A 23,344-nucleotide genomic window follows, 5' to 3' on the forward strand; every position below is an offset into this window, starting at 1 on the left:
CCGCCGCGCACTTGCCGTGTACCCCCGCGCACTTGCCGTGTACCCACGCGCACTTGCCCGTGTACCCCCCGCGCGCTTGCCCGTGTACCCGCCGCGCACCTGTCGCTGGCTACATCATTCCGGCCGCGGTTTCCCCGATGATGCGGATGCCCTTCCCGATATCTTCATCGCTCACCCGCGAGAAGCCGATCCGCATCGTATTCCTGCCCCCGCCGTCGGCATAAAACATATCCCCGGGCGTAAAAATCACGCCTTGACGGGAACACGCCTCAAGCAGCTCCCACACGTCAAACCCTTCCGCGAATTCGACGAACAGGTGCAGCCCGCCGCTGCCGGAGAGCCGGGAGTACGGGATAAACCGCTCGCAGCATGCCTTCGTCCATTCGTATTTCCGTTTATATTCCGCCCGCGCTTTTTTCAAATATTTATCCAGATGGCCGTTTTGCAAATACTGATAAAGCACCGACTGGTCCAGGGTCGAGGTATGGATGCTGCGCGCCCGCTTCACGCTTTCCAGCACATCGACCAGCTCCCGGTCCGCCAGCACCCAGCCGACGCGCATCCCCGGGAACAGCACCTTGGAGAAGCTGCCCAGGTACACCACGCTGTTCCCTTGACCCGCCATGGCGATCAGCGGCGCCACATGCGAGCCGGAATAACGCAGCTCCTCGTTGAAGCCGTCTTCGATCACCGGCACCCGGTATCGCGCGAACATCTCCAGCATGGCCAGCCTTTTCTCCGCCGAAGTGACGATCCCGGTCGGATTATGGTAAGAAGGGACCAAATAAGCGCAATCGTAGGGCCGCTGCGCCAAAGCTTTTTCCAAGCCCTTCAGGTCCATCCCGTCCTGCTCCATCGGAATGCCCGTAATCTCGAAGCCGTGCATCCGCAAATTTTTGATCGCCGTATGGTGCGTCGGATTTTCGCATATCACCGCTCCCCCAGGCTTCCCGCCGATCGAGGACAACACGATGTCGAGCCCCTCGGTAAAACCGCTGGTGATCAGCATATCTTTACCCGCCAGGCCGACGCCCTTACGCTCCATATACTGCAGCAAAACGTCGATCAGCGGCTTATAACCCTTGGCATAACCGTAATTAAGCAGCACGTTGCCTTCAATCGCCATCCGGTCCAAAAAAGCGCGCTTCACATGATCCAAATCAAACAGCTTCTCATCAGGGGCAATGCTGGTGAACGAAATCGTTCCTTTCTCCGCCCGGATGCCGCGTTTTCGGCGTTTCATATGATCGAGCTCCACCGCCAGCCGCGCCCCGCCGTTCAAGCGTTCCAACCAGTCCACCTTCCACGGCGGCACGGTATCCGCGGCCGAAGCCAAAGCGGCGGCATCCGGGGCCACGAAACTGCCCTGGCCCGACACAGCGTAGATGTAGCCTTCTTCCTCCAGGGCTTCATAGGCGGAGATGACGCTGTTGCGGCTGACCGCAAGCAGCCCCGCCAGCTCCCGCGTCGACGGCAGGCGCTGATCCGGCTGCAGCGCTCCTTTGGCAATCAGCCCTTTGATATAATCCTTCACCTGAACGTAGACCGGACGGTCCGCGGTCAGCTTCAACTCGTTAAACATCGGTTCATCGCCCCCAACCTCATGATGACATCCTTATCCGAAAAATAAAAGAACCACCGTCCCGCGATTTTGTTCGGGAGGTGGTTCCTTTCCTATCCAATTGGCCGTTCTTACACCATCACTTTGCAAATATCGTTCGTGAATTCGACCGGATCGGCGATCGGCAAGCCTTCGATCAGCAGCGCCTGATTGTACAGCAGGTTCGTGTACAGGCCGAGCTTCTCTTTGTCGCTTTCGTACGCCTTTTTCAGCGACTTGAACACATCGTGGCCGACGTTGATTTCCAGCACCTTGTCGGCTTTGACATTTTGTCCGTTTGCGCCCGGCATGGCGCTGAGCACCTTTTCCATTTCAATGGACAATTCGCCCTCCGTCGACAGGCACACCGGATGCGATTTCAGCCGTTTTGAAGCTTTAACTTCCTTCACTTTGCCCGCGAGCAGCTCTTTCATCGCGGCAAACAGCTCTTTGTTGTCGTCCGCTTCCGCTTTCTCTTCGGCGGCGTCGGCTTCGATCCCCAGGTCGCCGCTCGATACCGATTTGAACTCTTTGTCCTTGTAGCTCATGATCATTTTGATCGCAAATTCGTCGATATCGTCGGTAAAATACAGGATTTCGTAGCCTTTGTCCAACACCAGTTCGGTTTGCGGCAGCTTCTCCAGCCGTTCCACCGATTCGCCGGCGGCGTAATAGATATACTTCTGATCCTCCGGCATCCGCGACACGTATTCGTCCAGCGTAACGAGCTTCTTTTCTTTGGAGGAGGTGAACAGCAGCAGATCCTGCAGCACCTCCTTGTTCATGCCGTAATCGTTGTATACGCCAAATTTCAACTGACGGCCAAACGACTCGTAGAACTTCTCGTATTTCTCGCGTTCGTCCTTGAGCAGGCTTTGCAGTTGGCTTTTGATCTTGCTTTGGATGTTTTTCGCAATCATTTTCAGCTGCCGGTCATGCTGCAGCAGTTCCCGCGAAATGTTCAGCGACAGGTCCTCCGAGTCGACCATCCCTTTGACGAAGCTGAAATAGTCCGGCAGCAGATCGGCGCATTTGTTCATGATCAGCACGCCGTTGGAATACAGCTCCAGGCCTTTTTCGTACTCCTTGGTGTAGTAGTCGAAGGGTGTTTTTTCCGGAATGTACAAAATCGCGTTATACACGACCGCCCCGTCCGCTTTAATATGGATATGCGATACCGGCTTGTCGAACCCGTAACGTTTCTCCATATAAAAGTTTTCGTAATCTTCGTCCGTCAGTTCGGATTTGTTCTTGCGCCAGATCGGCACCATGCTGTTGACGGTTTGCTCTTCCGTGTACTCCTCGAATTCGCCTTCGCTGCCTTTCTTCGGCCGGCTGCCCGTAATGTCCATCTTGATCGGATAGCGGATAAAGTCCGAATATTTCTTGATGATCGATTTCAGGCGGTATTCTTCGAGGTATTCGTCGTATTGCTCGTCCTCGGTGTTCGCTTTGATTTTCAAAATAATTTCCGTACCGACCGTATCCTTTTCGCACGGCTCAACAGTATAACCGTCCGCCCCCTGGGACTCCCACTTATAAGCCTCATCACTGCCCAGCGCCCGGCTGATTACGGTGACCACGTCCGCCACCATAAACGCCGAATAAAAGCCGACCCCGAACTGGCCGATAATGTTGTGCCCGTCCTTGATTTCGTTTTCGTTCTTGAACGCGTACGAGCCGCTTTTGGCGATGACGCCGAGGTTGTTTTCCAACTCGTCTTTGGTCATGCCGATCCCCGTGTCGGTGATCGTCAGGGTGCGGGAAGCCTTGTCCGGCTTCACTTTAATAAAATAGTCGTCCTTGTTGAACACCAGCTTGTCATCCGTCAGCGCCCGGTAATAAATTTTATCGATGGCGTCGCTGGCGTTGGAAATCAGCTCCCGCAGGAAAATCTCCTTCTGCGTGTAGATGGAGTTGATCATCATCTCCAGCAAGCGTTTGGACTCTGCCTGGAATTGTTTTTTGGCCATGAAAAACAGGTCTCCTTTCGTTGAAACAGCCTGATCTCAAAATATTAGCACTCCAACCACCAGAGTGCTAATTCCTATTTTTATATTATCGATCCTCATTTTCCGTGTCAATATCGGATGCCGCCGCGATCGGCGTGTACCCCGTTTGCTCGACCAAGGCTTGGCCTTGCGGGGATAAAATCCACGCGATCAGCCGGCTTACGTTCGGATTGTCGCTGCCTGCCGTCACCGCGTAAAACTCCGCGGCCAGCGGGTATTCCCCGCTTTGGATCGTCGTTTTGTCCGGCTTCACTCCATCGATCTCCAGCAGCCGGATTTGCCCGTTGTGCGCCATTTCCGTCGCAAAGAACAAAAAGGAGTACCCGAGGGCGTTCGGGTAGTTGCGGTAATCGGCCGTTTGCGCGATAATCCCGCCCATCCCCGATACCACATCTTTTTGCGGGGGCGCCATCAGCTCTTTTCCTTCCATCAGCCTCTGCAGCATCGTTTGGCTGCCGCTGCCCTCCGGCCGCTGGAAAGCGCGGATTTTGCCGCTTCTGCCGCCGACCTCGCTCCAGTCGGTAATCTCCCCGGCGTAAATGGCCTGGATCTGCTGTGCGGACAGTCCCTGCACCGGGTTGTCCGCATGGACGAAAAACACGAAAGCCTCGCGCCCGATCGGCGTCAGCTTCAGCTCAAGCCCCTGTCTTTTCGCCTGCGCCAGCTGGAGGCTGGAAGGAGCAGCGGCAAAAATGACGTCGGCCCGCCCATCCAGCAAATTTTTGTAGGCTCCCGGCGTCGTATTCGCCATCACTTCGCTGTCGTAAAGGTCGTATTCCTTGCGGGGGTACACCGCCTGCGCAAAAGCCGAATATAGCGGGTAAAGCGCGGTGGCCCCGTCCATCCTCGGCAGATCATCAAGCAGCGTCAGCGACGAAGGCTTCGCCAACACTGCGACTTCCCCGTTATTTTGAAAAGGCCGGTACTGCTCCAGGTCCACGTCCTGATCGCTGACAACGGCAAAGCTGTTGTGGTAAGCCTGGTTGATTTCGTACGCCGCCACGGCCACTCCGCATGCCGCAAAACAGCCCAGCAGCACGTAATTGACCGTACGCGCGCGCCCGGGCAGAAACGTGCGGGCAATCACAAACAAAACAAGAATCCCGGCCACCGCCAGCGCGAGCGGCGCGTAAAATTTCTGTCCCCCCATAAATGCGGTTATGAACGCCGTCACCGCGCCCGCAAACAAAATGACGAACGCCGCTGCCAAACAGCCTAGAACTTTCAGCAAAATCCTCCCGCTTTGTTTCATTATGTTGCCTCCCCTTTATTAAACATAATAGTACGAGTTCAAAAAGTCAGGTTTTCAGCACCGAAGCGTATGCTTCCGATGTGCGTTTTTTCAAAACGCTGTAGGTCGGATGAAGCTAGGGACGTCAGGAGCGGAGCGTACGTTTTGGGTACGTGAGCACCTGAAATGTTTCCGCAGGAAACATACTTCGGAAGCATATGCTTAGGCCCGGCTGAATTCAAGATTCGACGTCGAATCCGCTTCCTGACCTGCTTCGTGATCAAAAGATGACTTTTTGAACTACCTCTAAAAGCCCCTTATTGTGCAGCCTCCAAATCCCGCATCGCATACAGCGGCAGGCTGATCGTAAATTCCGTGCCTTCGCCCGGCTCGCTGCTTACCGATACCGTTCCGCCCAACGACAAGATCGCTTGGTACGAAAACGTCAGCCCGAGCCCGGTGCCGCCCGATTTGGTCGAGAAATAAACGGAGCCCAGGCGCCGGGTCTGCTCCTCCGTCATCCCGATGCCGTTATCCTTGATGGACAGGACCACCTTCTCCGCAGCCGTCTGCAGCTTGAGGATGACTTTGCCCTGCCGCAGGGGCGCTTCGGCGCAGGCCTCCACCGCGTTTTTGATGAAATTGACGAGCACCTGCTTCATTTTATCGGGATTGGCCATGATCCATAAAGGCTCCGTATCCGCGGGATACTCGATTTCCATCTCCACATTGTGCATATTGGCGAACGGATTCATGACATCCCTTGTAATTTCCAGCAGCTCCTGCAGGTTGGTAGGCATCTCTCTATCGGCAATCGGCTTCGAGATCGCAAGATACTCCGACAATATGTATTCCGTACGTCCGATTTCGCTCATGCAAATGTCGATATAACGGGCTGTCTTTTCCCGGTCCGCCGCGCCTTCCTTGATCAAGGTCAAGAAGCCTTTGACCGCCGTTAACGGATTGCGCACCTCGTGAACCAGCGAGGCCGCGACATGGCTAATCGCCCGTACCCGCTGCTGCTGCGCGTAGTTGATATACAACTCCTTGTCGGCGACCGCTTTTTTGAAAAACGTAATCAGCAGCCAGCAGCCGATCGAATTTTGCGCAGGGATGACGAAGAGATGAAAAAACAAATGGTTCAAAACCGACTGCGGGTTGTACAAATACACCATAGCGATGGGAATCGCCGAAAAAAACAAACCTGCCGCTATAATGACGGGCAGCTTGCGGCTGGTCCGCTGGTAAATCCGGTACAGGACGAGCGAAACCGGGAAGGTAACCAGCGTGATGAGCAGCGCAATGAACGTACCGTCACCCCCGAGATATAAGCGGTACAATATAAATTCCGCCAGCAGGATCAAACCGATCTGCAGCCCGCCGAAAATCAAGCCGAAAAATATGATGATATATCTAATGTCGTAAGTATATCCGGGAACGGTGCTGATCCCAAAGGTCATCGATAAGAAAAGGCAAATCATGCTCGTGGCAATGATGAATTTCGGCGAATAATTTTGCGTGCGGTCGCGATAAAACAAGTTAAACATGACTAAAGGCATATGGGCAAAAAAGAGCTGGAGGATTATTTCCTTAACATACAACATCATGCGCATTCACCCTTCGTCAAAAGACATGGTCGGCCCACCCGGATTCACCCTAAATTATTCCATATCCCTCCGGTAAATCCTCTTTCCTTCGAAGGGTTCTCTCAAGTTTCTTGGTTCGAAAGAAGGCATGGCCGATTGTCCCGATGCATAGGTTGTATAAGCAGGACTAGCCTGCAACTCCATTACCTGCAAAAGGATGATTCCCGTGAACCGCAATCGCCAAGCTTACCGGGCTTTTCTCCTACGCCGCCTGTGGAATAAAATATCCCACATCATCGCGGGCTCCCTGATCCAGGGCTGCGCCATGGGCGTTTTTTTGTTTCCGCACTCCATTCCCTCCGGCAGCGGCGCAGGCCTTGCGATGCTGCTGAATTACTGGTTTCATCTGCCGGTGAGCATCGGATTGTGGCTGGTTAACATCTCCTTCCTTTTGTTTGCGGTGCATTACCTGGGACGGGTCAGCGCATTCGGGACGATTATGGTTATCACGATAACCTCGGTTTCCGTCAATTTTTTTGAAGTCTATGTCAAAACGTCTTTCGGCAATCTGTGGATCGATCTGCTGGTTGGCTCCGTCGTTTTGGGCACCGGAATTACCATCCTGTTCAGGGAGCGGGTGACGAACGGAGGAATCGGTTTTGTTGCGCTGGCCATCGCGAAATCGCGGAGAATCAATCCCGGGACCTCTTTGTTTATCATAAACGTTCTCATTTTTTCGCTGACTGCGATCGTGATCGATTGGAAGATTATTATCCAAGCCCTTGTATGCCAGTGGATATCGACACGCGTCATCAAGTGGCTGCACCGTCCCTCTTTGTTGGGAAGAGCGTTTTTCCATTTGGCCTGGCGCAAAAAATAATCCGAAGTACATGTAATATTATTATATGATTTTACATCCAATTTTTAGGGTATTTTCCAGTTCGGTTTGTGTGGTAATTTAATAATTAGAAAGCGCTTTCAAATTACCGGATACGGTGTATTCGCGTTCATCGTATTTCAAACTTAAAGGAGGTTCCGATATTACTATGCGAAAAAAGAAATTGAAATCCGGTTTGGCGCTCACGATGGCCGCCGCCCTGTTGATCACCCTGTTTTCCACGGTGGTGTCCGCAGCCGAAGATGTGCCGGAAAGCAAGGCGCAGAGCTCAGCCAAAAAGAGCATGCAGGCCTACGTCGAAGCCATGCAGCCGGGATGGAACCTGGGCAACACCCTGGATTCCACGGGTTCCGACGAAACGTCCTGGGGCAACCCCCGCATCACCCGCGAGCTGATTCAGCAGATCGCCGCGCAAGGCTACAAAAGCATCCGGATTCCGGTTACCTGGGACAGCCATATCGGGAAGGCGCCGGACTATGCGATTGAACCGGCCTATCTGGATCGGGTGGAGGAAGTGGTGAATTGGGCGCTTGAGGCCAAGCTGTACGTCATGATCAACGTCCATCACGATTCCTGGATGTGGATTAGCCACATGGAGAAAAACCACGATGAAGTGCTGGCCCGCTACGAAGCGGTGTGGACGCAGGTCGCGGAGCGCTTCAAAAATCATTCCGCCAAGCTGATGTTCGAAGGCATCAATGAGCCCCGTTTTACCGACGGCGGAACGACCGACCGGGCCAAGCAATACGAGATGCTTAAGGAGCTGCTTGTATCTTTTCACCGGATCGTCAGGGATTCCGGCGGCTTGAACGCTACGCGCCCGCTGGTGCTGCCGACGAGGGAATCTTCTCCGGCGCAGGACGATTTGGATGAGCTGTACAAAACGATTCAAACGTTAAACGATCCGAACCTGATCGCGACCGTTCATTATTACGGCTTCTGGCCGTTCAGCGTGAATGTCGCCGGGTACTACAAGTTCGAAAAGGATGCGCAGCAGGATATCGTCACGACGTTCGACAACGTCCACAACACCCTGGTCGCCAAAGGCATTCCCGTCATTCTTGGGGAGTACGGGCTGCTGGGCTTCGACAAGGGCACCGATGTGATCGAGCAAGGCGAAAAATTGAAGTTTTTCGAAGCTTTGACCCATGATGTCCAGCAGAAAGGGATCACCCATATGCTGTGGGACAACGGCCAGCATTTCAACCGGCTCACGTATAAATGGTCCGATGACGAGTTGTTCCAAATGATGAAAGCAAGCTGGAAAAAACGTCCCGCCACGGCGGAAACCGATCTGGTGTACTTAAGAAAAGGCGGGAAAATTCAGGACGCCAAAATCCCGCTTAATCTGAACGGAAACCAGCTCACCGCTTTGTTTGCGGACAGTCAAAAGTTAAAAAAGGGGATGGATTACGAGGTAAGCGGCCAGGAACTGACGCTGAAATCCGGCCTGCTCGACCGCCTGACGGACGGCGGGACTCCGGGGCTGAACGCGGTTTTGTCCGCCCGCTTCAGCTACGGCCCGGATTGGCGGCTGAAAGTGTATGTGTACGATACGCCGGTACTGAGCGGCGCGTCAGGAACGACCGGAGCGTTTGCGGTCCCGGCCGCGTTTAACGGCAATCTTCTGGCGACGATGGAGGCGGTTTACGCCGACGGCAGCAATGCCGGTCCGCAAAACTGGACCTCTTTCAAGGAATTCGGCTATACGTTTGTGCCCGACTATGAAACAGGCGTCATCAAGCTGCAGCCGGAATTTTGGCGCGAAGTGAACGACGGCGAGGTGACGCTGAAGTTCCATTTCTGGAGCGGCGAAATCGTGGCGTACAAAGTCGTCAAGAGCGGCACGAGCGTGACGGGGACGAGCGCGAAGTAACGGGAGCAAGCGTGGAGTGACGGGGAGTAGCGTGGAGTGACGGAAACGAGCGTGAATGGCGGGTAAGGGAGACTTGAGGGGGGGCAAAATAAGTTACCGCAAGTTAGCGAGTCCCATAAATCCGGAAAGTCCATGAAAGCTCCTATAGTTCTGAATTCCCGACGCAATTGTGGATGATCAAATTCCGCGAATTTCACGCGAAGTGCAAAATTTAACGCGAAATGCAAAAGTGCAGGCGATTTTCACCCAAATGGCCCCGAAATGGCCGATCAAATGCATAAGTGCAGTTCATACTCGCGAAATTAACCATAATTTGTAAAAATAACCTGAATCAAATGCACTTTTGCATTTCAGACGCCTCATAACGGCGATTCACGAAAAATGAGATGCACTTTTGCAGTTGGTTCGCTCCGATAGCTGCTGGTTGGCGCCGATTTTAATTAAGGCGTTCCTCCGAGATCTGTCCCGGGGGAGCGTCTTTTTCTCAACTGCCGGTTGAAACCGCCGCTATTTTCAATCACGAAGTTATTGTTCTCCACTCTCGCCGCCCCTACAATAGGGATAACCAAGGAGCGTGAGAGGATTGAAAGAACAGCTTGCCAGAACGATCAGCCGTTATCGGAAGGAAAAAGGCTTGACCCAGGAAGAGCTTGCCCAAAAGCTGGGCCTCTCTTTCCAAGCGGTATCCAAATGGGAAAACGCCCAAACGATGCCCGACATCACCCTGCTGCCGCAGTTATCCGCCATTTTAGGCGTCACGATCGATAAATTGCTGGGCTACGAATCGCGGTTGGAGCCGGTAACCATTTACGAGGAACAATACGAAAAACCCGGGTATTATTGGGGTACTCAGCCGAATTCCTCCTGTTACCGGATATTGCAGCTCATGCCGCCGGTTCGCCCGCTGAAGCTGCTGGATATCGGCTGCGGCGAAGGCAAGGACGCCGTGTTCCTCGCCAGAAACGGCTTCGACGTCACCGCCTTTGACGTGACGGACGCCGGCGTGGAGAAAACGAAGCGGCTCGCCGAGCAGGCAAGGGTACACGTCAACGTCTTTAAGGCGGACGTCCGGGATTTCCGCCTGGACAGCGGGTTCGACATTCTCCATTCCAGCGGCGTATTGCACTATATCCCGCCGGAGGAACGGGAGGACATTTTCGCCAACTATAAACGGTTCACGAATCCGAACGGGCTGCACGTATTTAACGTGTTCGTCCATAAGCCATTCATCGCGCCGCCCCCGGAAAAAGAACCCCACTCCTACCTTTGGCGTTCGGGCGAACTGCTGGGCCTTTACCACGACTGGCTGATCCGGGACAGCGCGGAGATAGTGTTCGACTGTAACTCTTCGGGCATCCCTCATCAACACGCCATGACGAAAATGATCGCGGAGAAACTCTCCGGTTGACTTGTATGGGAGCCCCCTGCCTTATCTACCGTGAACCTCCCGCCTTGCCCCATACAAGAAGCCCCCGCCTTATAATAAGGCAGGGGCTTTCACATTTTCATTTATCCTGAGTCAGCTCATACGTCAGTTCAACCAAAGGCTTGCCACAGTCGTTGCTGGGATGCTCCGCAACTTTGACGAAGCCCGCCCGCGTGTACATCCGGATCGCCTGCTGCTGATCCTCCGTCGTTTCCAGGAAGACTTTCGGGTAGCCTTTTTCCCGGCAATAGTTCATCGCTTCGTCCAACAGCCTGCGCCCAAGTCCGATCCCGCGGTACTGCGGATGCACGACAAACCAGCGGAGCTGGGCTTTGTCCGGCGAATGCTCGACGATGGCGATCGCGCCCACCATATTGCCGTTCGCTTCCGCAAACCAAAACCGGTCCTTGCCCGGGCTGTAGTTTTCAAAAAACTCGTAAAACGTTTTGCACACGTACCCTTCAAACCGGTGGTTGTAGCCGCGCTCCTGGTAAATCCAACCGTGCAGATGGACCAGGTAGCCGGCGTCCCCGGGCCGCAGCTCGCTGCGGATGACGATTTCCTCCCCCGTCAGCGCCGGTTTCTCCGACAGCGCCGCTTCAATCGATTGCATCCCCCGGGCGAGTTGCAGCTGCTCCTGCTCCGGCAGACGGCTGATCATTTGATAGATTTGGCCGTCGGACAACCCGTTGAGCCGGGCCAATGTCTCCTTCCCCTGATCGGTCAGGAAAAGATAATACAGCCGCCCGTCCTCCTTGGACTGCTCCCTGTAAGCGAGGCCCATTTTTTCGAAGCGTTTGATGATCCGGCTTAAATAACCGGGGTCAATACTCAGCAGCTCGATCAGCATTTTAGCCGTACAGTTTGGGGTGTTGCCGATTTCGTAAAGCACCCGGGCCTCCGACAACGAAAAATCGCTATTCAGCATATGCTGATCCAACAGCCCGAGGATATTCGTATAAAACCGGTTAAACCTGCGGACGGCCTGAATGATAGGGTGATGGACGGAATTCATGGGTTACCTCCTAAAAAAGCCAAAGAATAGTAATCCCATCATAAAGCATTTAATTTGACTTAGTCAACTAATTTGCGTTTAGCATCAGCAACTACATGGCGCCGGCCGGCAAACGATAATAAGGGATCATCAGCGAAGGCACGAATCCCAGCTTCTGGGCCAGCCTGTACGAGCCTTCATTTTCCCGGCGGCAGGACCAGACCGGCTCCAGGCCTTGCCGCAGGCAGTAATCGATCAGCGCCGAGCATACGGCGGCCGCAAAACCTCTTCCGCGGTATTTTTCAGCAGTCTCTATGCCGATTTCCAGCTCTTTTTCGGTGATGAACGCAGAGAACGCCGTAGCGGCGATTTTCCCCTCGTAAATTAGGCTGAATCCAACCCCCATCCGCTCAAACTCAACTTCATCCTTCCAGAAAAAACGCGGCACAACCGCCCCCGGAGCGGCAAGGAACATCTCCTTCGTCGTTCTGACGATCTCGCAGCCCGCCAAATTTGCCGGTTTCGCGGCAATCCGGTATTTATCCCGCTCAAAACGAAAGTTAACCCGTGTATACTCGACTGCCTTAGGGGATGCAGCTGCGATTTCTTCCTGCAGCTCCGTACTCTTCACCACCAACTCCGAGCCGAGCATTTGGCGAATCCGCCCGTTCCAGTCGGCCGGGTAGGCCTGCAGCCATTCGTGGCCGCTGCGCGCCCGGGCTTTGTCCAGTAAATATTGCTGCAGCCACTGGTTAAAGCCGGGCTTGTCCGCAGCGCCAAACAACAAGGACATCCCGTAAGGGTGGACGACATAAAACACGCTTGGGTTTGCCTCGTCGTCTGCGTAAACTTGCCCCGGCGTTTTCCCGTGAATCACGGACTCCGCAAATAATGTGTTAAAACCCACTTCCCGCAAAGGCTTCTCGGCTTTCTTGTAATCCCGGACGTCAAGCAGAATCATCGGTTTCCCTCCACTATCTCTTGATATAATCCGTAATTCCCAACCTGTTTCCGAAGGGATCTTCAAATTCGACCGCCGTCCCCGTAGCTATCGCAAAGGGCTCGGAATTGAATGCAACGCCCTTTTCTCTTAACTCATTATATTTTCGCCGGGCGTCGTCAACCAGAAACCATATTGCCGGTTGGGCAATGGGAAAATGGGAAGTATCTTTAAGGATAACGGCGGGCTCCTCCCGGCCGATCCGATAAGCCAGCATTCCTTTTGCCGAAAAATCGAATTTCACATCCAAACCCAGCATCTGCCCATAATAGTATCCTGCCTGCTTTAGATCGCCAACGGGCAGAAAAAAATTATCGTAGCCTTTCACATATACTCCTCCTTTAGGACTTGGATTACCCGACGATCGGTCATTTACCGTTAACCTGATTTTGCCAAGCCGGCAGCCGGGACATCATATTTCGCGCGGCGGCTTCCGCAGCTTGCCGGTCCAACCCTTGGGTCCGCACGATAAAAGCGGCCCAGGATTCCAGCTTCTCGTCGTAAGACTGCATCGTGCCGTCAGGACGCGCGCAATGCACGCAGTAGTCTTTCGCGGTATCCCCCGCGGCAAATTCGGACGGTTCGTTCATCGGCATTCCGCAAGCAATACATGTTTTCATTGCCCATCGCATCTCCTTAACATTATTTTATGGCAAAAGACAGTTATCTTTTGACAGCGATCATGCGCCAATAATGCTCCAGCAGTTCTTGACCGTAACGCTCCAGCACGGATCCGCCCGGGGCAAAAAGGTCATTATTGGCCAAATAATAATGAATCAAGCCAGTCCAGGTGTTGAATAACAAATGCAGCGGGTACGCATCTATAGCACCGGCATTCATTTCCCGCTCGGCCGCTTGGCTTACATGTAAAGACACCGTTGATTGGATCGCAACCAGCACGTTTCGGGAGCTTTCCGGCAACAGTCTGCTTTCGATCACCAAACGGGTATAAAAGGCTTCAAACTCCGCCAGGCCGGTGAGATGTGCCTTCAGCACGTCCCGCAAGCCGCCGCCTTCCGCAGCCAGTTCATGCAACCGCCGGGATACCCGCGAGCCAAATTCCTCGATAACGGCATCCATCAGCGCTTCCTGCGTGGAAAAATGGGCAAACACTGTCCCGTGAGAAACTTTTGCCGCTTTGGCAATATCGGAAGTACGAGTAACCGTCAAGCCGTTTTGAGCAAACTGCACCAATGCGGTTTCGACCAGGCGTTTTCTTGTTTGTTCTTTTTGTAATTGACGTTGGGTTTTATGTTCAGTCACTCCGATGACTCCTTACTCAATGACTTTATACTCATAATAAGTTTCTTCGTTTGTAATGTCAAGATATGGATTTCCAATTTTCCAAGTAAAAAAACGCCAGAACATTTTGTTCTGGCGTTTTTTGCTGCACTCCCTCGAGAGCTTAAGCTCAAAACGAGCATCAATTACTTCTTCTCCACCTGCAGCAAAGTGATGCGTTTCGTCGCGTAAGTGTCTTTGAGCCGCTCCTCGGGAATGACGTTCAGCTTAATCAATCCCGCCACCTTTTGCGCATCCGCTTTGGAAATCAACCGCCATACCTCAGGGTCGGGGAGCGCTTCGTACAGCTTTTGGTCGTCATATTCCTTCCGTTCCTGAATAACCGTCTTCACCCGGTAGTTCCCGATTTCAAGTTCGGCAGCTCCCTGTTCAAGACAATGCTTCAAAATTTCGCTGCGCAGTTCGGCCATTTCCAGCTCCGCCTCTTTTTGCTGCTGCTTTAATTGATAGTACCGCTTCACTTTTTTATCCAACCTGCTCACGCTCCTTCTAAGGCATGTATATGAACGGACAAGGTGGAATAAAACTTTACTTCCTATACTGAGTGAAAATGCGGTAGATCACGACAGCCGCTTCAGCGCGGGTGGCCCCTTGCTGCGCGTCAAACTTGCCGGCCGGTTTGCCCTTCATCACGCCAAGCTTGGCGACGAGGCCAACCGACTCCTTCGCCCAGCCCGGAATTTGCGCCTGGTCGGTGAAGCCGGAAGGTGCCGCAGCCGTTCCTCCCGTCCCCAGGTCCAGGTGAGCCAGCGCCTTGGACAAAATAACGGCCATTTCGGCGCGGGTAATCTGCCGGTTTGGCCCAAAGGCGCCGTTTTCATAGCCGGCAATAAGCCCTTTGGCGGCGGCGATGCCCACCGTTTCCGCAAACCAGCTGTCCGCCGGGACGTCGCTGAATTTGGCTTTTCCGGCCGCGCCCTCATCCGCTTCCAGCTCTAGCGCCCGAACCAGCAGCGAGACGAATTCGGCGCGGGTGACTTTGGAACCCGGAGCAAACGCGTTGGCGCTCATCCCGGTTGCAATGTTTTGGGCCGCCAAAACCTCAATTTCGTTCACCGCCCACGGATAACCCGCTTCGGTTACGTCGGCGAACGAAATTTCTCTGGCCATAAACATGTAACGGCCAAAGCCGTTCAAATGAGCCACCACTCTATCATTAGCAAGCCGCCCTGCATGCTGTTCAAGTACGCCTTGGCCGCCGAGCTTAAACAGGCCGAGCTTTTCTCCGTTCACGTCTCCCGCGTTCAGGGCGCTTAGAGGAATCGAAGCCTCGGCAGGCTTGCGGAAAACCACGTTCTCGATCGGCTTCCCGTCTTTATCCAAAAGGGCTAAGTCGTAATAAACCCCAAACGGTTTCAGCTCCGCGCCAAGCTTCAGCCCCTTGATCAACATGGTCGCGTCGGATTCGGAAGCGGGCGCCACCTGCACAAAAGCCGCCTCCGGCGATGGGATGGCCCCGGCCGGAATCGTAAGCGTAAAGCCGTTCGGCAAAGTGATAACCGTTGGCTCATTCGCTTTGATCGCTTCTTTTACCGCTTGGTTGGGAGGCGATTGCTTTTGCTGTTCTTGCTGGTTTTGCATTATTATTCCGCCATTGTTCTTTCCGTCGCCGTTCTTTCCGCCGCCGCCACCCGTGCCACCCGAGGATGCTTCGGTAACAGTAACGCCTACGGTCGCCGTCAAACCTTCATAAGTAATCTTGATCTTGGTTTTGCCGGGTTTATGCGCGGTCACCGTCCCTTTCGACACGGTTATAATTTGCGGCTCCTCCGGCCCATAGTAAACCGCATAAGTCACGTCTGTGACCGTTCCGGCGGTGTCCTTGTAAGCGACGGTCAATCGGCCGGTTTTCCCTTCTTCAAGGGATAAGCTTTGCGGCGTTGCATGCAGTTCGGCCCGCTCTTCAACCGTCACTTGAGTGTCGGAGACCAATCCCGCCGGAATTTCGTTCCCGTTCTGATCGTACAATGCCAGGTTAGCTACCTGGAAAGTATATTGCCCGGCAGGAGCCCCCTGAAACGTAAAAGTAGCCAAAGAGCCATCGCCGGCATACCCTTGTGCGTCATGCAAGCTTTCCATAAATTCAAACCTGGTCTGGCCATCATCCAGTTCATAAACCGCCTTAGACACCGTCAGCGGGCGATCCGGGTTTTGCGCCGCCTGGCGCGCGCTAAGCTCAGGGCTTGGCGCAACGCTGACCTGTTCCAACTCACTGCTGTACAACAAATCGAATTTGGCGGCGTATACGGCCTCCGTAACCGAAAACAGCACATCCAGCTTAAACGGGTCATTCCGCTGTACCCGGGAAGGCTCGACAAAAGGAGTGACGTAACCCGAAAGCGTATAATTAACCACGTGGGCCGGAGTTACCAAACCGTTACCCGCCAAGTCGTATACGTAAATTTCATACGTATTGTCCCCTGGTGCAATCGGGACCTCAATGGTGAAATGGCCCGTGTCGTCAATGGTCCCATCCATCTGTTCCCGCTCGCCGTCCCCGTTGCCGTCAAACAAGGCGGCCACGCCAATCACATCGCTTACCGCCGCCCCGGCCTCGGAAACCAGCAAATCGATCAGCAGATCTTCCGTGACCTGACCGGAGATCGTCCCTCGAAGGCTGGCCGCGTCTACCTTAATGGCAGGGTCGCTTAACTGCGATACCGGAGCCTTTCTGTCCACGATAAACACCTCGAACTGATTCTCTAAAGGCACGGCATCCGCCAGGCTGGTGCCGACCCAAGGCTCCAACAGGTAACCGCCATCCGGGAGATCCACGCCGTCCCAGCCGCGAAGAGCGTAGCTGTCCGGAGAAACACCGTCTTCAACTTCAATCAACGAACCGAGCCAACTGCCGTCCAAGGCGAAAACATCCAGGGAAAAATACTCGGTATATTCATTGACCGTAAACGTGATGTCCGTCGTATCGAACCTGCCGTCCCCGTTCGGCGAGAACGGATTCGGAGTTAATGCGAGATCCGTGACGGCATCCGCTTGCGGGGCTTCACCGACATAAACCGAAACCGGTATATGGATAACGTGGCCGCTCGAAGATTCCGTCAGGATCAGCTCGCCTTCATAACGCTGGCTAGCGGCTTCCTCCGGCGCTTCCACCGCTACGGTGAACGAGGTTTCCCCGCCCGCCGCAACCTTGGCCCGGGTTTCGGACAAGGTCAAAGTTACGGGAGAATCGCCGCCATACCAAACGGATTCAATAGAATAGTCCGACGCTTCCCCGGCGATATCTTTAACGATGACCTCACGCTGCACCGCTGATCCGTATCCGACATAACCGAACGAAAGGCTGCCCGTAAAATACGGCGTAGGCTCGTTGCCGTCGACGGAATCGGTCGTGTCCCCGACCAGCGCCACCGCCTTCGCTTCGACAACTTGATCCAGGCTGACACGCCCGGCCCCCTGATCCATATGCGAGTAGCGGCTGCCACTGCGGTCGGACAACTTAAGCGCATTATTCATCAGCAGCGCTTTGATTTCATAAGGCCCAAGCTTGGGATAATGCTGCTTAAGCAGCGCCGCGGCTCCCGCGATATGCGGGGCGGCCATGCTCGTGCCGTTTTGCGCCTCATACCAGCCTTCATAATCCGGCACGCTGGAACGGATGCCGATCCCCGGCGCGGAAATATCCGGCTTGATGTCATAAGAAGGTTTGGACGGCCCCCGCGAGCTGAAAGCGGCCATAATGTCCTGTTCGACCGTTGAGCCAAATTTAGCCGCAAGCTCCTGCCGATCCAGCGCAGCTTTGATTCGCTCACCGTCCGCCCCGGACAACGCGTATACCGGGATCGTCACGTTGGCGTCACCCAGAGTGCCGCTTTCCAGCGCTTCCGGCAGGTTGTTGTAGATAATCGCGGCAAGGGCTCCAGAGGCTTGAGCGTTCAACGCTTTTTCCGCAAAAGGAATCTCCCCGCGTTTAATAAAAGCGACTTTTCCGCTCCAATCCTTGCCCTCGAAATCGCCTGGTTTGCCTAACCCGGCATCGCCGAGCGGATAGGACTCGGTCAGGTTTTCCAGGCCTGCCGATTTATCGAACGTGTCCATATAAAACGGATCGCCTTCCAGCCCGGCAATTTCCATAACCGGCGTATCCAGCGGGGGTTTGGAAGCGCCGACCGTAATCGCCAGTTCCGCGCTGCCCGGGTCCCCTACCGTGGCCTCTTCGGGACCGGAGTTGCCGCTGGATACGACCGCGATGACGCCCGCCTTCATCGCATTGTTGACGGCTACGGAATCCGCCGACTGCTCGTTGTTGGAATCCGAGCCGAGCGACAGGTTGATGACGTCCATCCCATCCGCCACCGCCCGCTCGATCCCGGCGATCACGTTCTCCGTCGTACCGCTTCCATACGGCCCCAGCACCTTGTACGCATGGATTTCCGCTTCCGGCGCGACGCCTTCGATCCCCGCTTGGCCATCCGCGCCCGCGCCGCGCCCGGCCACGATCCCGGACACGTGGGTTCCGTGCGAGGTCCAATACGGTTTGCCGTCCTCGTTTACCTCCGGAAGCGCCGGATCATTTTCCCGCGCTTTCTCGTAATCTTCCTTGGTCGTTTCGTACGGCTCGTTATCCTCGTTTACGAAGTCATATCCCCAATCGCCGTCCGGGACGGCGGCCGCCAGATCGGGATGATCCTTGGCCACGCCGGTGTCGATGACCCCAACCTTGATCCCCTGGCCTTTGATCCCTTGCTCCCAAAAAACTTCGCTGCCGATAAACGGAACGCTGCCCAAAGGAGCGGACGGGGTCTCTTCTTCGGCGGTGGCGTACACCTCGTTGTTCGGGTACACCGCTTTGACCCCGGGAAGCTTAAGCAAATTTTCCACCTGATTGGCGGCGATCGTTAAAGAAAAACCGTTGAAAATTCCTGAATAAGAGCGCTTGAATTTTGCGTTCAATTTGCTGATCGCCTGCTTTTTGAACGTTTGCTGCTCCAAATTCACCGTTTGCTTATGCGTGGACAACGACTTGCTGCTGCGCAGCTTGCTTCCGGCCGCTTCGAACACTTTGACCGGAGCTTCCCGCAATTCTACGATCACGGAAATCCGCTCCGTGCCATCCGATAGAGGCACAAAGCTTTGCGGTTCCACCGCGGCGGAATCCGGGGCGGCGTCCTGCCGCTCCAACTGCAATCCAGCGCCGAGCAGCGGGGTTTTTGCCGGCTTCGCGCCGGCCGGCCCTTTCTTGCTCTGCAGCCGAAGCTCCTTCGCCTTGACCGCATCGAGCGCTGCGGGGGCGGCAGGATTCAGCTTGGAAACAGCGGCCCTCCCTTCTTCCGCCCCCTGCCGGGCGTCTCCTTCAGCCCCCGCCAGCGGCGGCAGCAGCGAAAACGCCAGCAGGAAGCTTAATAGCCCTGCGGCAACTCTCTTGCTCAAACTCTCACTCTCCCTCTCTATATGTAGTTTTCTAGAAGCTGAAACAAGTTGACATATAATATTTATTTTGGAAATTATAATAAATTCCCATTTTATTTCAGGGAAAAAAGTCATTTGCAATAACAGCCCCGCGAAAAACATAAGGGCAAAAAATGTCGCTATTCCGGCGATACCCATCCGTTTGCGAGAAATAGAGGCCAGATATGTCGCTATTTTCTCGAATCACAAGGAAATGCCCGTATTCTAACCCTTCAATGGAAAATAAGAACAAAAAAATCCGCTAATGGGGATAAACATGCTTGGCTTCGGAAAATAAGAACACTAAGTTCCGCTATTTTGAAGGCCTACGGTTCTTCGTCGTTCCAGTCGCCGGCTGCAAGCGCCGATTTCTGGGTTGAGCCCCTAAAAAAGCCTGGAACTCGCTGTTATTGCGTAAATTCCAGACTTTCCGCACGGTTTATATACATCGGCACCTACGATTCTTACTATCATAAAATTTTAAATTCTATCATCTTAAAAAAAATCATCAACTGCCGATATTTTCTTATACGCATTTATTAAGGGGAGGACGAGGACATACATGGATATTATTACTGCACTGGTACAAGCTGCACCCTATTTCAAGCAAATTCATTCCCAGGATATTATGATCGGCATTACGGACCGGGAGATTTTTCACTATTACGCTCCCAGCCGGACGCTGGATTTCGGTTTGGTTAAAGGAAGCCCCGTTCCTCCCGAAGATCCCACTTTGAAGAATGCCTTGGCCGGGCAAAGAACGATCAACCGGCTTCCCGCGGAAATTTACGGCAACCCGGTCATTTCGGCGGGCGTGCCCGTTTACGGTCCGGATCAAGAAGTCGTCGGGGCCTTTGCCATCGCATACACGCTGGAAAACGAACAAAAGCTGGAGGCGTTGATGGAGGAAGTGAACGGGATCACCGGCCACTTGGTCGATATGGTTCAGAACGTGGCGGCCCATTCGGAGGAACTGTCCGCGACGACCGAGCAAATTCTCGAGAACACCCGCAAGACGGTAGAAGATTCGGAACAGGTAGGCAAGGTGGCCGGTTTTATCCGCGAAATCTCCGACCAAACGAATCTGCTGGGCCTGAACGCCGCCATCGAGGCCGCTCGCGTGGGAGAGCTCGGAGCCGGCTTCGGCGTGGTGGCAAACGAAGTCCGCAAGCTGTCCGTTCATTCCAAAGAAGCGACGCAGAACATCGAGAAATCGCTGGTCACCGTACAGCGCTCCATCGAACAGATGGAAAGGGAAATTCAAGCGATCGCCGCTTCCTCCAATGTTCAGGCGGAGCTCGTCAATGAATTCAGCGAAGTGATCGACCGCCTGAACCAGGCCAGCAAGGAAATGGCCGTGTTTATCCAGTCGTTCACGAGGTAGTTTTGACGGGAAGCGAAAACGGGGCCACCCGGACGTAAAAAATCAGCGCTTGACGGCCAGTTGCCGGAATGAGGAACCGTCTGCCGTCAAAATAGCGGCACTTTATGTACTTATTATCCGGAGCCGAGCCTGTCCGTTCCCATTAACGGCATTTTTTGCACTTGTTTTCCGATGTATGCCCCGGAACGCCGGCATTTCCTGGCGACGGGGCAAAATAGCGGCATAAATGGCCTCTATTTCTCTCAAATGGACGGATACCGCTGGCATAAAGACATTTTTTGCCCTTATGTTTCCGGCCTTGACCAGCCACTAAAATAGGACTAAAAAAACACAAAAAACGCACTGTCGCGGCCCTGGACAATGCGTTTTTGTGTGTCCGATCAGATCAGGAAACGAACAAATCGTCCGCCTTCGCCGTTTCCGCCGCGCTCCCGGACGCCCCCCGGCGGTTCCCTCTGATAAAATATTCATACCGCCCCAACCGTTTAAGCGCCTCTTTGTCCGGCTGCCAAACCCAAGCCTCGATTTCCGACTGGCACCGATGGTCCCGGAACGCGGCCAGCTTGGCCGGCAGATGGTTTTGCACGTCGACTTTTACGATATCGCCGCGGGTGTAGCCAAAAACCTCCGGCCGCTCCATGGCGTCGCCGAAAGAAATGAAATACAGCGCCCCCCGCTCGCCGAACCGCCGGAAGGCCGCCGTCGTTGCCTTGCCGATGGCGCAGTGGTCGGGATGGCCGCCGAGGCGCTCGTGAAAAGTAAGCACGACGTCCGGCTCAATCTCCTCCATCAATCCGGCGATGCGGCCGATCAACAGCTCCTCGTCGATAAACTCGACCGTTTTGTCGCGAATATCCAAAAACCGCAAATCGCGGATACCAAGGCTGGCGCACGCGTTCCGCAGCTCTTGCTCCCGGGCCGCCCCCATCGTCTCCCGGTTCAAATACGGAGGATTGCCCATGCGCCGTCCCATTTCGCCCCGCGTGGCGCTGACCAATGTGATCTCCACGCCCTCATGGGCGTATTTGGCCAAGGTCGCTCCGCAAATAAAGCTCTCGTCGTCCGGGTGGGCGAAGACGGCCAACAGTTTGCGCGTCCGCTGTTCTGTCACATTCGTTTTGTTCATTCCGGAAACGGCTCCTTTCCAAGATGCAGGGCTACGTTCATCCGCCCCCGCTCGTCATAGCCCGCCAGCAAAAGGCGCCCCTGCTCGTCCGCTTCATAATGGGTGAGCTCCTCCATGCGCAGCCAGCCGTGCCCGTCAAACCGCAGTGCGGCCCGGTAAGGACCTTCCCCGGCGATAAAAGCTTCCGTGACGCTCACTTTGAAATTGCGTGCGAACATATAGGAAGTCGCCTCGCTATGCACATACGCTTCCGCGCCCGCAAAAGCCCGGAGTTCCTTCGCCACTTTCTCCCTGTCGATTGGTTTCATCATCACTTGCATTCCTTTACTGCGTATTTTTTTCGTGCGCCTGCACAACCAACCCTGCTTTCTTTTTCACAGTACCATTATACTAGCCTTGTCCGGATTCACAATAAGTTAAATTTGCGGCCGGCCTTGAAAACCGCAGGTTCCCTGTGCCAAAATAATGGAGGGCCGGGCTTGTTTGGCACGATATCATGGTATCGCTTACATATAATCAAAACCGGGCAGCCCAGCACCTAATCCGCTTAAGGAGGAATCACGAACGAATGAGAACGATCAAGCTTGGAACAAGCTCGCTGGAAGTGCCGGTCGTGGCCGTCGGCTGCATGCGCATAAATTCTTTGGACAAACCCGCGGCAGAACGTTTTGTGCAAACCGCGCTGGAGGAAGGGGCCAACTTTTTCGACCACGCCGATATTTACGGCGGCGGAGCCTGCGAAGAAATTTTCGCCGAAGCCATCCATATGACGAGCGATGTCCGGGAAAAGATCATCCTGCAGTCGAAATGCGGCATTCGCCAAGGAAGCTTCGACTTTTCCAAGGAGCATATTTTGGCCTCCGTCGACGGCAGCCTGAAGCGGCTGAAAACCGATTATCTCGACGTGCTGCTGCTGCACCGCCCCGATGCGCTGGTTGAACCCGAAGATGTCGCCGCGGCGTTCGATCTGCTCGAAAGCTCCGGCAAGGTGCGCCATTTCGGCGTTTCCAACCAGAACCCGATGCAGATCCAGCTGCTGAAAAAACACGTCAAACAACCGCTCGTGGCCAACCAGCTGCAGCTCAGCATCACCAACGCCACGATGATTTCTAGCGGCATCAACGTCAACATGGAAAACGATGCGGCCGTGAACCGCGACGGCAGCGTGCTGGATTTCTGCCGGCTGCACGACATTACGATTCAGCCGTGGTCGCCGTTCCAATACGGATTTTTCGAAGGCGTGTTCCTGGGAAGCGATAAATTCCCCGAGCTCAATCAAAAAATCGACGAAATCGCCGGCAAATACGGCGTAACCAACACGACCATCGCGATCGCCTGGCTGCTTCGCCATCCGGCGCGGATGCAGCCGGTGACCGGCACGATGAACATCGAACGGCTCAAAGACTGCTGCAAAGCGGCCGACATTCGCCTGACCCGTGAGGAATGGTACGAAATTTACCGCGCGGCGGGCAACGTGCTGCCGTAAAACTTGCCGCCATAGGC

General features: G+C 54.4%; 18 protein-coding genes. 5 read left to right on the forward strand and 13 right to left on the reverse strand.

All coding sequences use genetic code 11. From position 1 onward, the window contains the following. Positions 1 to 109: 109 nt before the first annotated feature. The 4 genes from DYE26_RS16710 to DYE26_RS16725 form a co-directional block, all read right to left on the reverse strand. Entirely contained in the window at positions 110 to 1,582 is a 1,473-nt protein-coding gene (locus DYE26_RS16710) for an aminotransferase-like domain-containing protein (RefSeq protein WP_036625607.1), read from the reverse strand. A 110-nt stretch (positions 1,583 to 1,692) separates the two neighbouring features. Continuing rightward, a complete protein-coding gene (htpG, locus tag DYE26_RS16715) occupies positions 1,693 to 3,573 on the reverse strand; it encodes a molecular chaperone HtpG (protein ID WP_036625609.1) in 1,881 nt (626 codons plus the stop codon). A gap of 85 nt (positions 3,574 to 3,658) precedes the next feature. Beyond that, positions 3,659 to 4,864: a PstS family phosphate ABC transporter substrate-binding protein gene (locus DYE26_RS16720; protein ID WP_036625610.1), complete on the reverse strand. Its 1,206-nt coding sequence runs from the start codon at positions 4,862 to 4,864 to the stop codon at positions 3,659 to 3,661. A gap of 296 nt (positions 4,865 to 5,160) precedes the next feature. Next, positions 5,161 to 6,447: a sensor histidine kinase gene (locus DYE26_RS16725; RefSeq protein ID WP_036628733.1), complete on the reverse strand. Its 1,287-nt coding sequence runs from the start codon at positions 6,445 to 6,447 to the stop codon at positions 5,161 to 5,163. A 208-nt stretch (positions 6,448 to 6,655) separates the two neighbouring features. On the opposite strand from DYE26_RS16725, the gene DYE26_RS16730 reads away from it, so the two are divergent. The 3 genes from DYE26_RS16730 (at position 6,656) to DYE26_RS16740 (ending at position 10,611) form a co-directional block, all read left to right on the forward strand. Beyond that, positions 6,656 to 7,309 (forward strand): YitT family protein, encoded by a 654-nt coding sequence (locus DYE26_RS16730; protein ID WP_240534179.1) that lies wholly within the window; start codon positions 6,656 to 6,658, stop codon positions 7,307 to 7,309. Positions 7,310 to 7,475: 166 nt separating this feature from the next. Beyond that, on the forward strand, positions 7,476 to 9,203 hold the full coding sequence (locus DYE26_RS16735) for a cellulase family glycosylhydrolase (RefSeq protein WP_036625612.1): 1,728 nt from the start codon (positions 7,476 to 7,478) through the stop codon (positions 9,201 to 9,203). 583 nt (positions 9,204 to 9,786) lie between these two features. Next, on the forward strand, positions 9,787 to 10,611 hold the full coding sequence (locus DYE26_RS16740) for a methyltransferase domain-containing protein (protein WP_036625614.1): 825 nt from the start codon (positions 9,787 to 9,789) through the stop codon (positions 10,609 to 10,611). Positions 10,612 to 10,708: 97 nt separating this feature from the next. Here the strand turns inward: DYE26_RS16740 and DYE26_RS16745 are convergent, their stop codons facing one another. The 7 genes from DYE26_RS16745 to DYE26_RS16775 all read right to left on the reverse strand — a co-directional run bounded on the left by DYE26_RS16745 (position 10,709) and on the right by DYE26_RS16775 (position 19,313). Further along, on the reverse strand, positions 10,709 to 11,644 hold the full coding sequence (locus DYE26_RS16745; RefSeq protein ID WP_036625615.1) for a bifunctional helix-turn-helix transcriptional regulator/GNAT family N-acetyltransferase: 936 nt from the start codon (positions 11,642 to 11,644) through the stop codon (positions 10,709 to 10,711). Positions 11,645 to 11,735: 91 nt separating this feature from the next. Continuing rightward, positions 11,736 to 12,584, reverse strand: a complete 849-nt coding sequence (locus tag DYE26_RS16750; protein WP_036625616.1) for a GNAT family N-acetyltransferase — start codon at positions 12,582 to 12,584, stop codon at positions 11,736 to 11,738. Positions 12,585 to 12,597: 13 nt separating this feature from the next. Continuing rightward, positions 12,598 to 12,951: a VOC family protein gene (locus tag DYE26_RS16755; RefSeq protein WP_036625617.1), complete on the reverse strand. Its 354-nt coding sequence runs from the start codon at positions 12,949 to 12,951 to the stop codon at positions 12,598 to 12,600. Positions 12,952 to 12,991: 40 nt separating this feature from the next. Further along, complete coding sequence (locus tag DYE26_RS16760) at positions 12,992 to 13,243, reverse strand: zinc ribbon domain-containing protein (RefSeq protein ID WP_036625618.1); 252 nt, start codon at positions 13,241 to 13,243, stop codon at positions 12,992 to 12,994. A 43-nt stretch (positions 13,244 to 13,286) separates the two neighbouring features. Next, positions 13,287 to 13,886, reverse strand: coding sequence for a TetR/AcrR family transcriptional regulator (locus tag DYE26_RS16765; protein ID WP_036625620.1), 600 nt, complete (start codon positions 13,884 to 13,886; stop codon positions 13,287 to 13,289). Between the two features lie 164 nt (positions 13,887 to 14,050). Continuing rightward, positions 14,051 to 14,398, reverse strand: coding sequence for a hypothetical protein (locus DYE26_RS16770; protein WP_036625621.1), 348 nt, complete (start codon positions 14,396 to 14,398; stop codon positions 14,051 to 14,053). 55 nt (positions 14,399 to 14,453) lie between these two features. Continuing rightward, positions 14,454 to 19,313: a S8 family serine peptidase gene (locus DYE26_RS16775; protein WP_036625623.1), complete on the reverse strand. Its 4,860-nt coding sequence runs from the start codon at positions 19,311 to 19,313 to the stop codon at positions 14,454 to 14,456. Between the two features lie 580 nt (positions 19,314 to 19,893). On the opposite strand from DYE26_RS16775, the gene DYE26_RS34555 reads away from it, so the two are divergent. Beyond that, positions 19,894 to 20,715 (forward strand): methyl-accepting chemotaxis protein, encoded by an 822-nt coding sequence (locus tag DYE26_RS34555; RefSeq protein ID WP_036625624.1) that lies wholly within the window; start codon positions 19,894 to 19,896, stop codon positions 20,713 to 20,715. Between the two features lie 385 nt (positions 20,716 to 21,100). On the opposite strand, the gene DYE26_RS16785 is transcribed toward DYE26_RS34555, so the two are convergent. After that, positions 21,101 to 21,841: a PIG-L family deacetylase gene (locus tag DYE26_RS16785; RefSeq protein WP_036625625.1), complete on the reverse strand. Its 741-nt coding sequence runs from the start codon at positions 21,839 to 21,841 to the stop codon at positions 21,101 to 21,103. Continuing rightward, complete coding sequence (locus DYE26_RS16790; RefSeq protein WP_227872708.1) at positions 21,838 to 22,152, reverse strand: DUF1806 family protein; 315 nt, start codon at positions 22,150 to 22,152, stop codon at positions 21,838 to 21,840. Before DYE26_RS16790 ends, DYE26_RS16785 begins: the two co-directional genes overlap by 4 nt. Before the next feature lie 257 nt (positions 22,153 to 22,409). On the opposite strand from DYE26_RS16790, the gene DYE26_RS16795 reads away from it, so the two are divergent. After that, positions 22,410 to 23,327, forward strand: a complete 918-nt coding sequence (locus tag DYE26_RS16795; protein ID WP_036625626.1) for an aldo/keto reductase — start codon at positions 22,410 to 22,412, stop codon at positions 23,325 to 23,327. Positions 23,328 to 23,344 lie beyond the last annotated feature (17 nt).

This window comes from Paenibacillus macerans, from assembly GCF_900454495.1.
Lineage (GTDB): Bacteria > Bacillota > Bacilli > Paenibacillales > Paenibacillaceae > Fontibacillus > Fontibacillus macerans.

Coding starts and splice junctions, on each gene's coding strand:
- DYE26_RS16725 (WP_036628733.1), bottom strand. CDS start 6,447: ATGTTGTATGTTAAGGAAATAATCCTCCAGCTCTTTTTTGCCCATATG.
- DYE26_RS16735 (WP_036625612.1), top strand. CDS start 7,476: ATGCGAAAAAAGAAATTGAAATCCGGTTTGGCGCTCACGATGGCCGCC.
- DYE26_RS16710 (WP_036625607.1), bottom strand. CDS start 1,582: ATGTTTAACGAGTTGAAGCTGACCGCGGACCGTCCGGTCTACGTTCAG.
- DYE26_RS34555 (WP_036625624.1), top strand. CDS start 19,894: ATGGATATTATTACTGCACTGGTACAAGCTGCACCCTATTTCAAGCAA.
- DYE26_RS16750 (WP_036625616.1), bottom strand. CDS start 12,584: ATGATTCTGCTTGACGTCCGGGATTACAAGAAAGCCGAGAAGCCTTTG.
- DYE26_RS16760 (WP_036625618.1), bottom strand. CDS start 13,243: ATGAAAACATGTATTGCTTGCGGAATGCCGATGAACGAACCGTCCGAA.
- htpG (WP_036625609.1), bottom strand. CDS start 3,573: ATGGCCAAAAAACAATTCCAGGCAGAGTCCAAACGCTTGCTGGAGATG.
- DYE26_RS16720 (WP_036625610.1), bottom strand. CDS start 4,864: ATGAAACAAAGCGGGAGGATTTTGCTGAAAGTTCTAGGCTGTTTGGCA.
- DYE26_RS16745 (WP_036625615.1), bottom strand. CDS start 11,644: ATGAATTCCGTCCATCACCCTATCATTCAGGCCGTCCGCAGGTTTAAC.
- DYE26_RS16785 (WP_036625625.1), bottom strand. CDS start 21,841: ATGAACAAAACGAATGTGACAGAACAGCGGACGCGCAAACTGTTGGCC.
- DYE26_RS16790 (WP_227872708.1), bottom strand. CDS start 22,152: ATGATGAAACCAATCGACAGGGAGAAAGTGGCGAAGGAACTCCGGGCT.
- DYE26_RS16795 (WP_036625626.1), top strand. CDS start 22,410: ATGAGAACGATCAAGCTTGGAACAAGCTCGCTGGAAGTGCCGGTCGTG.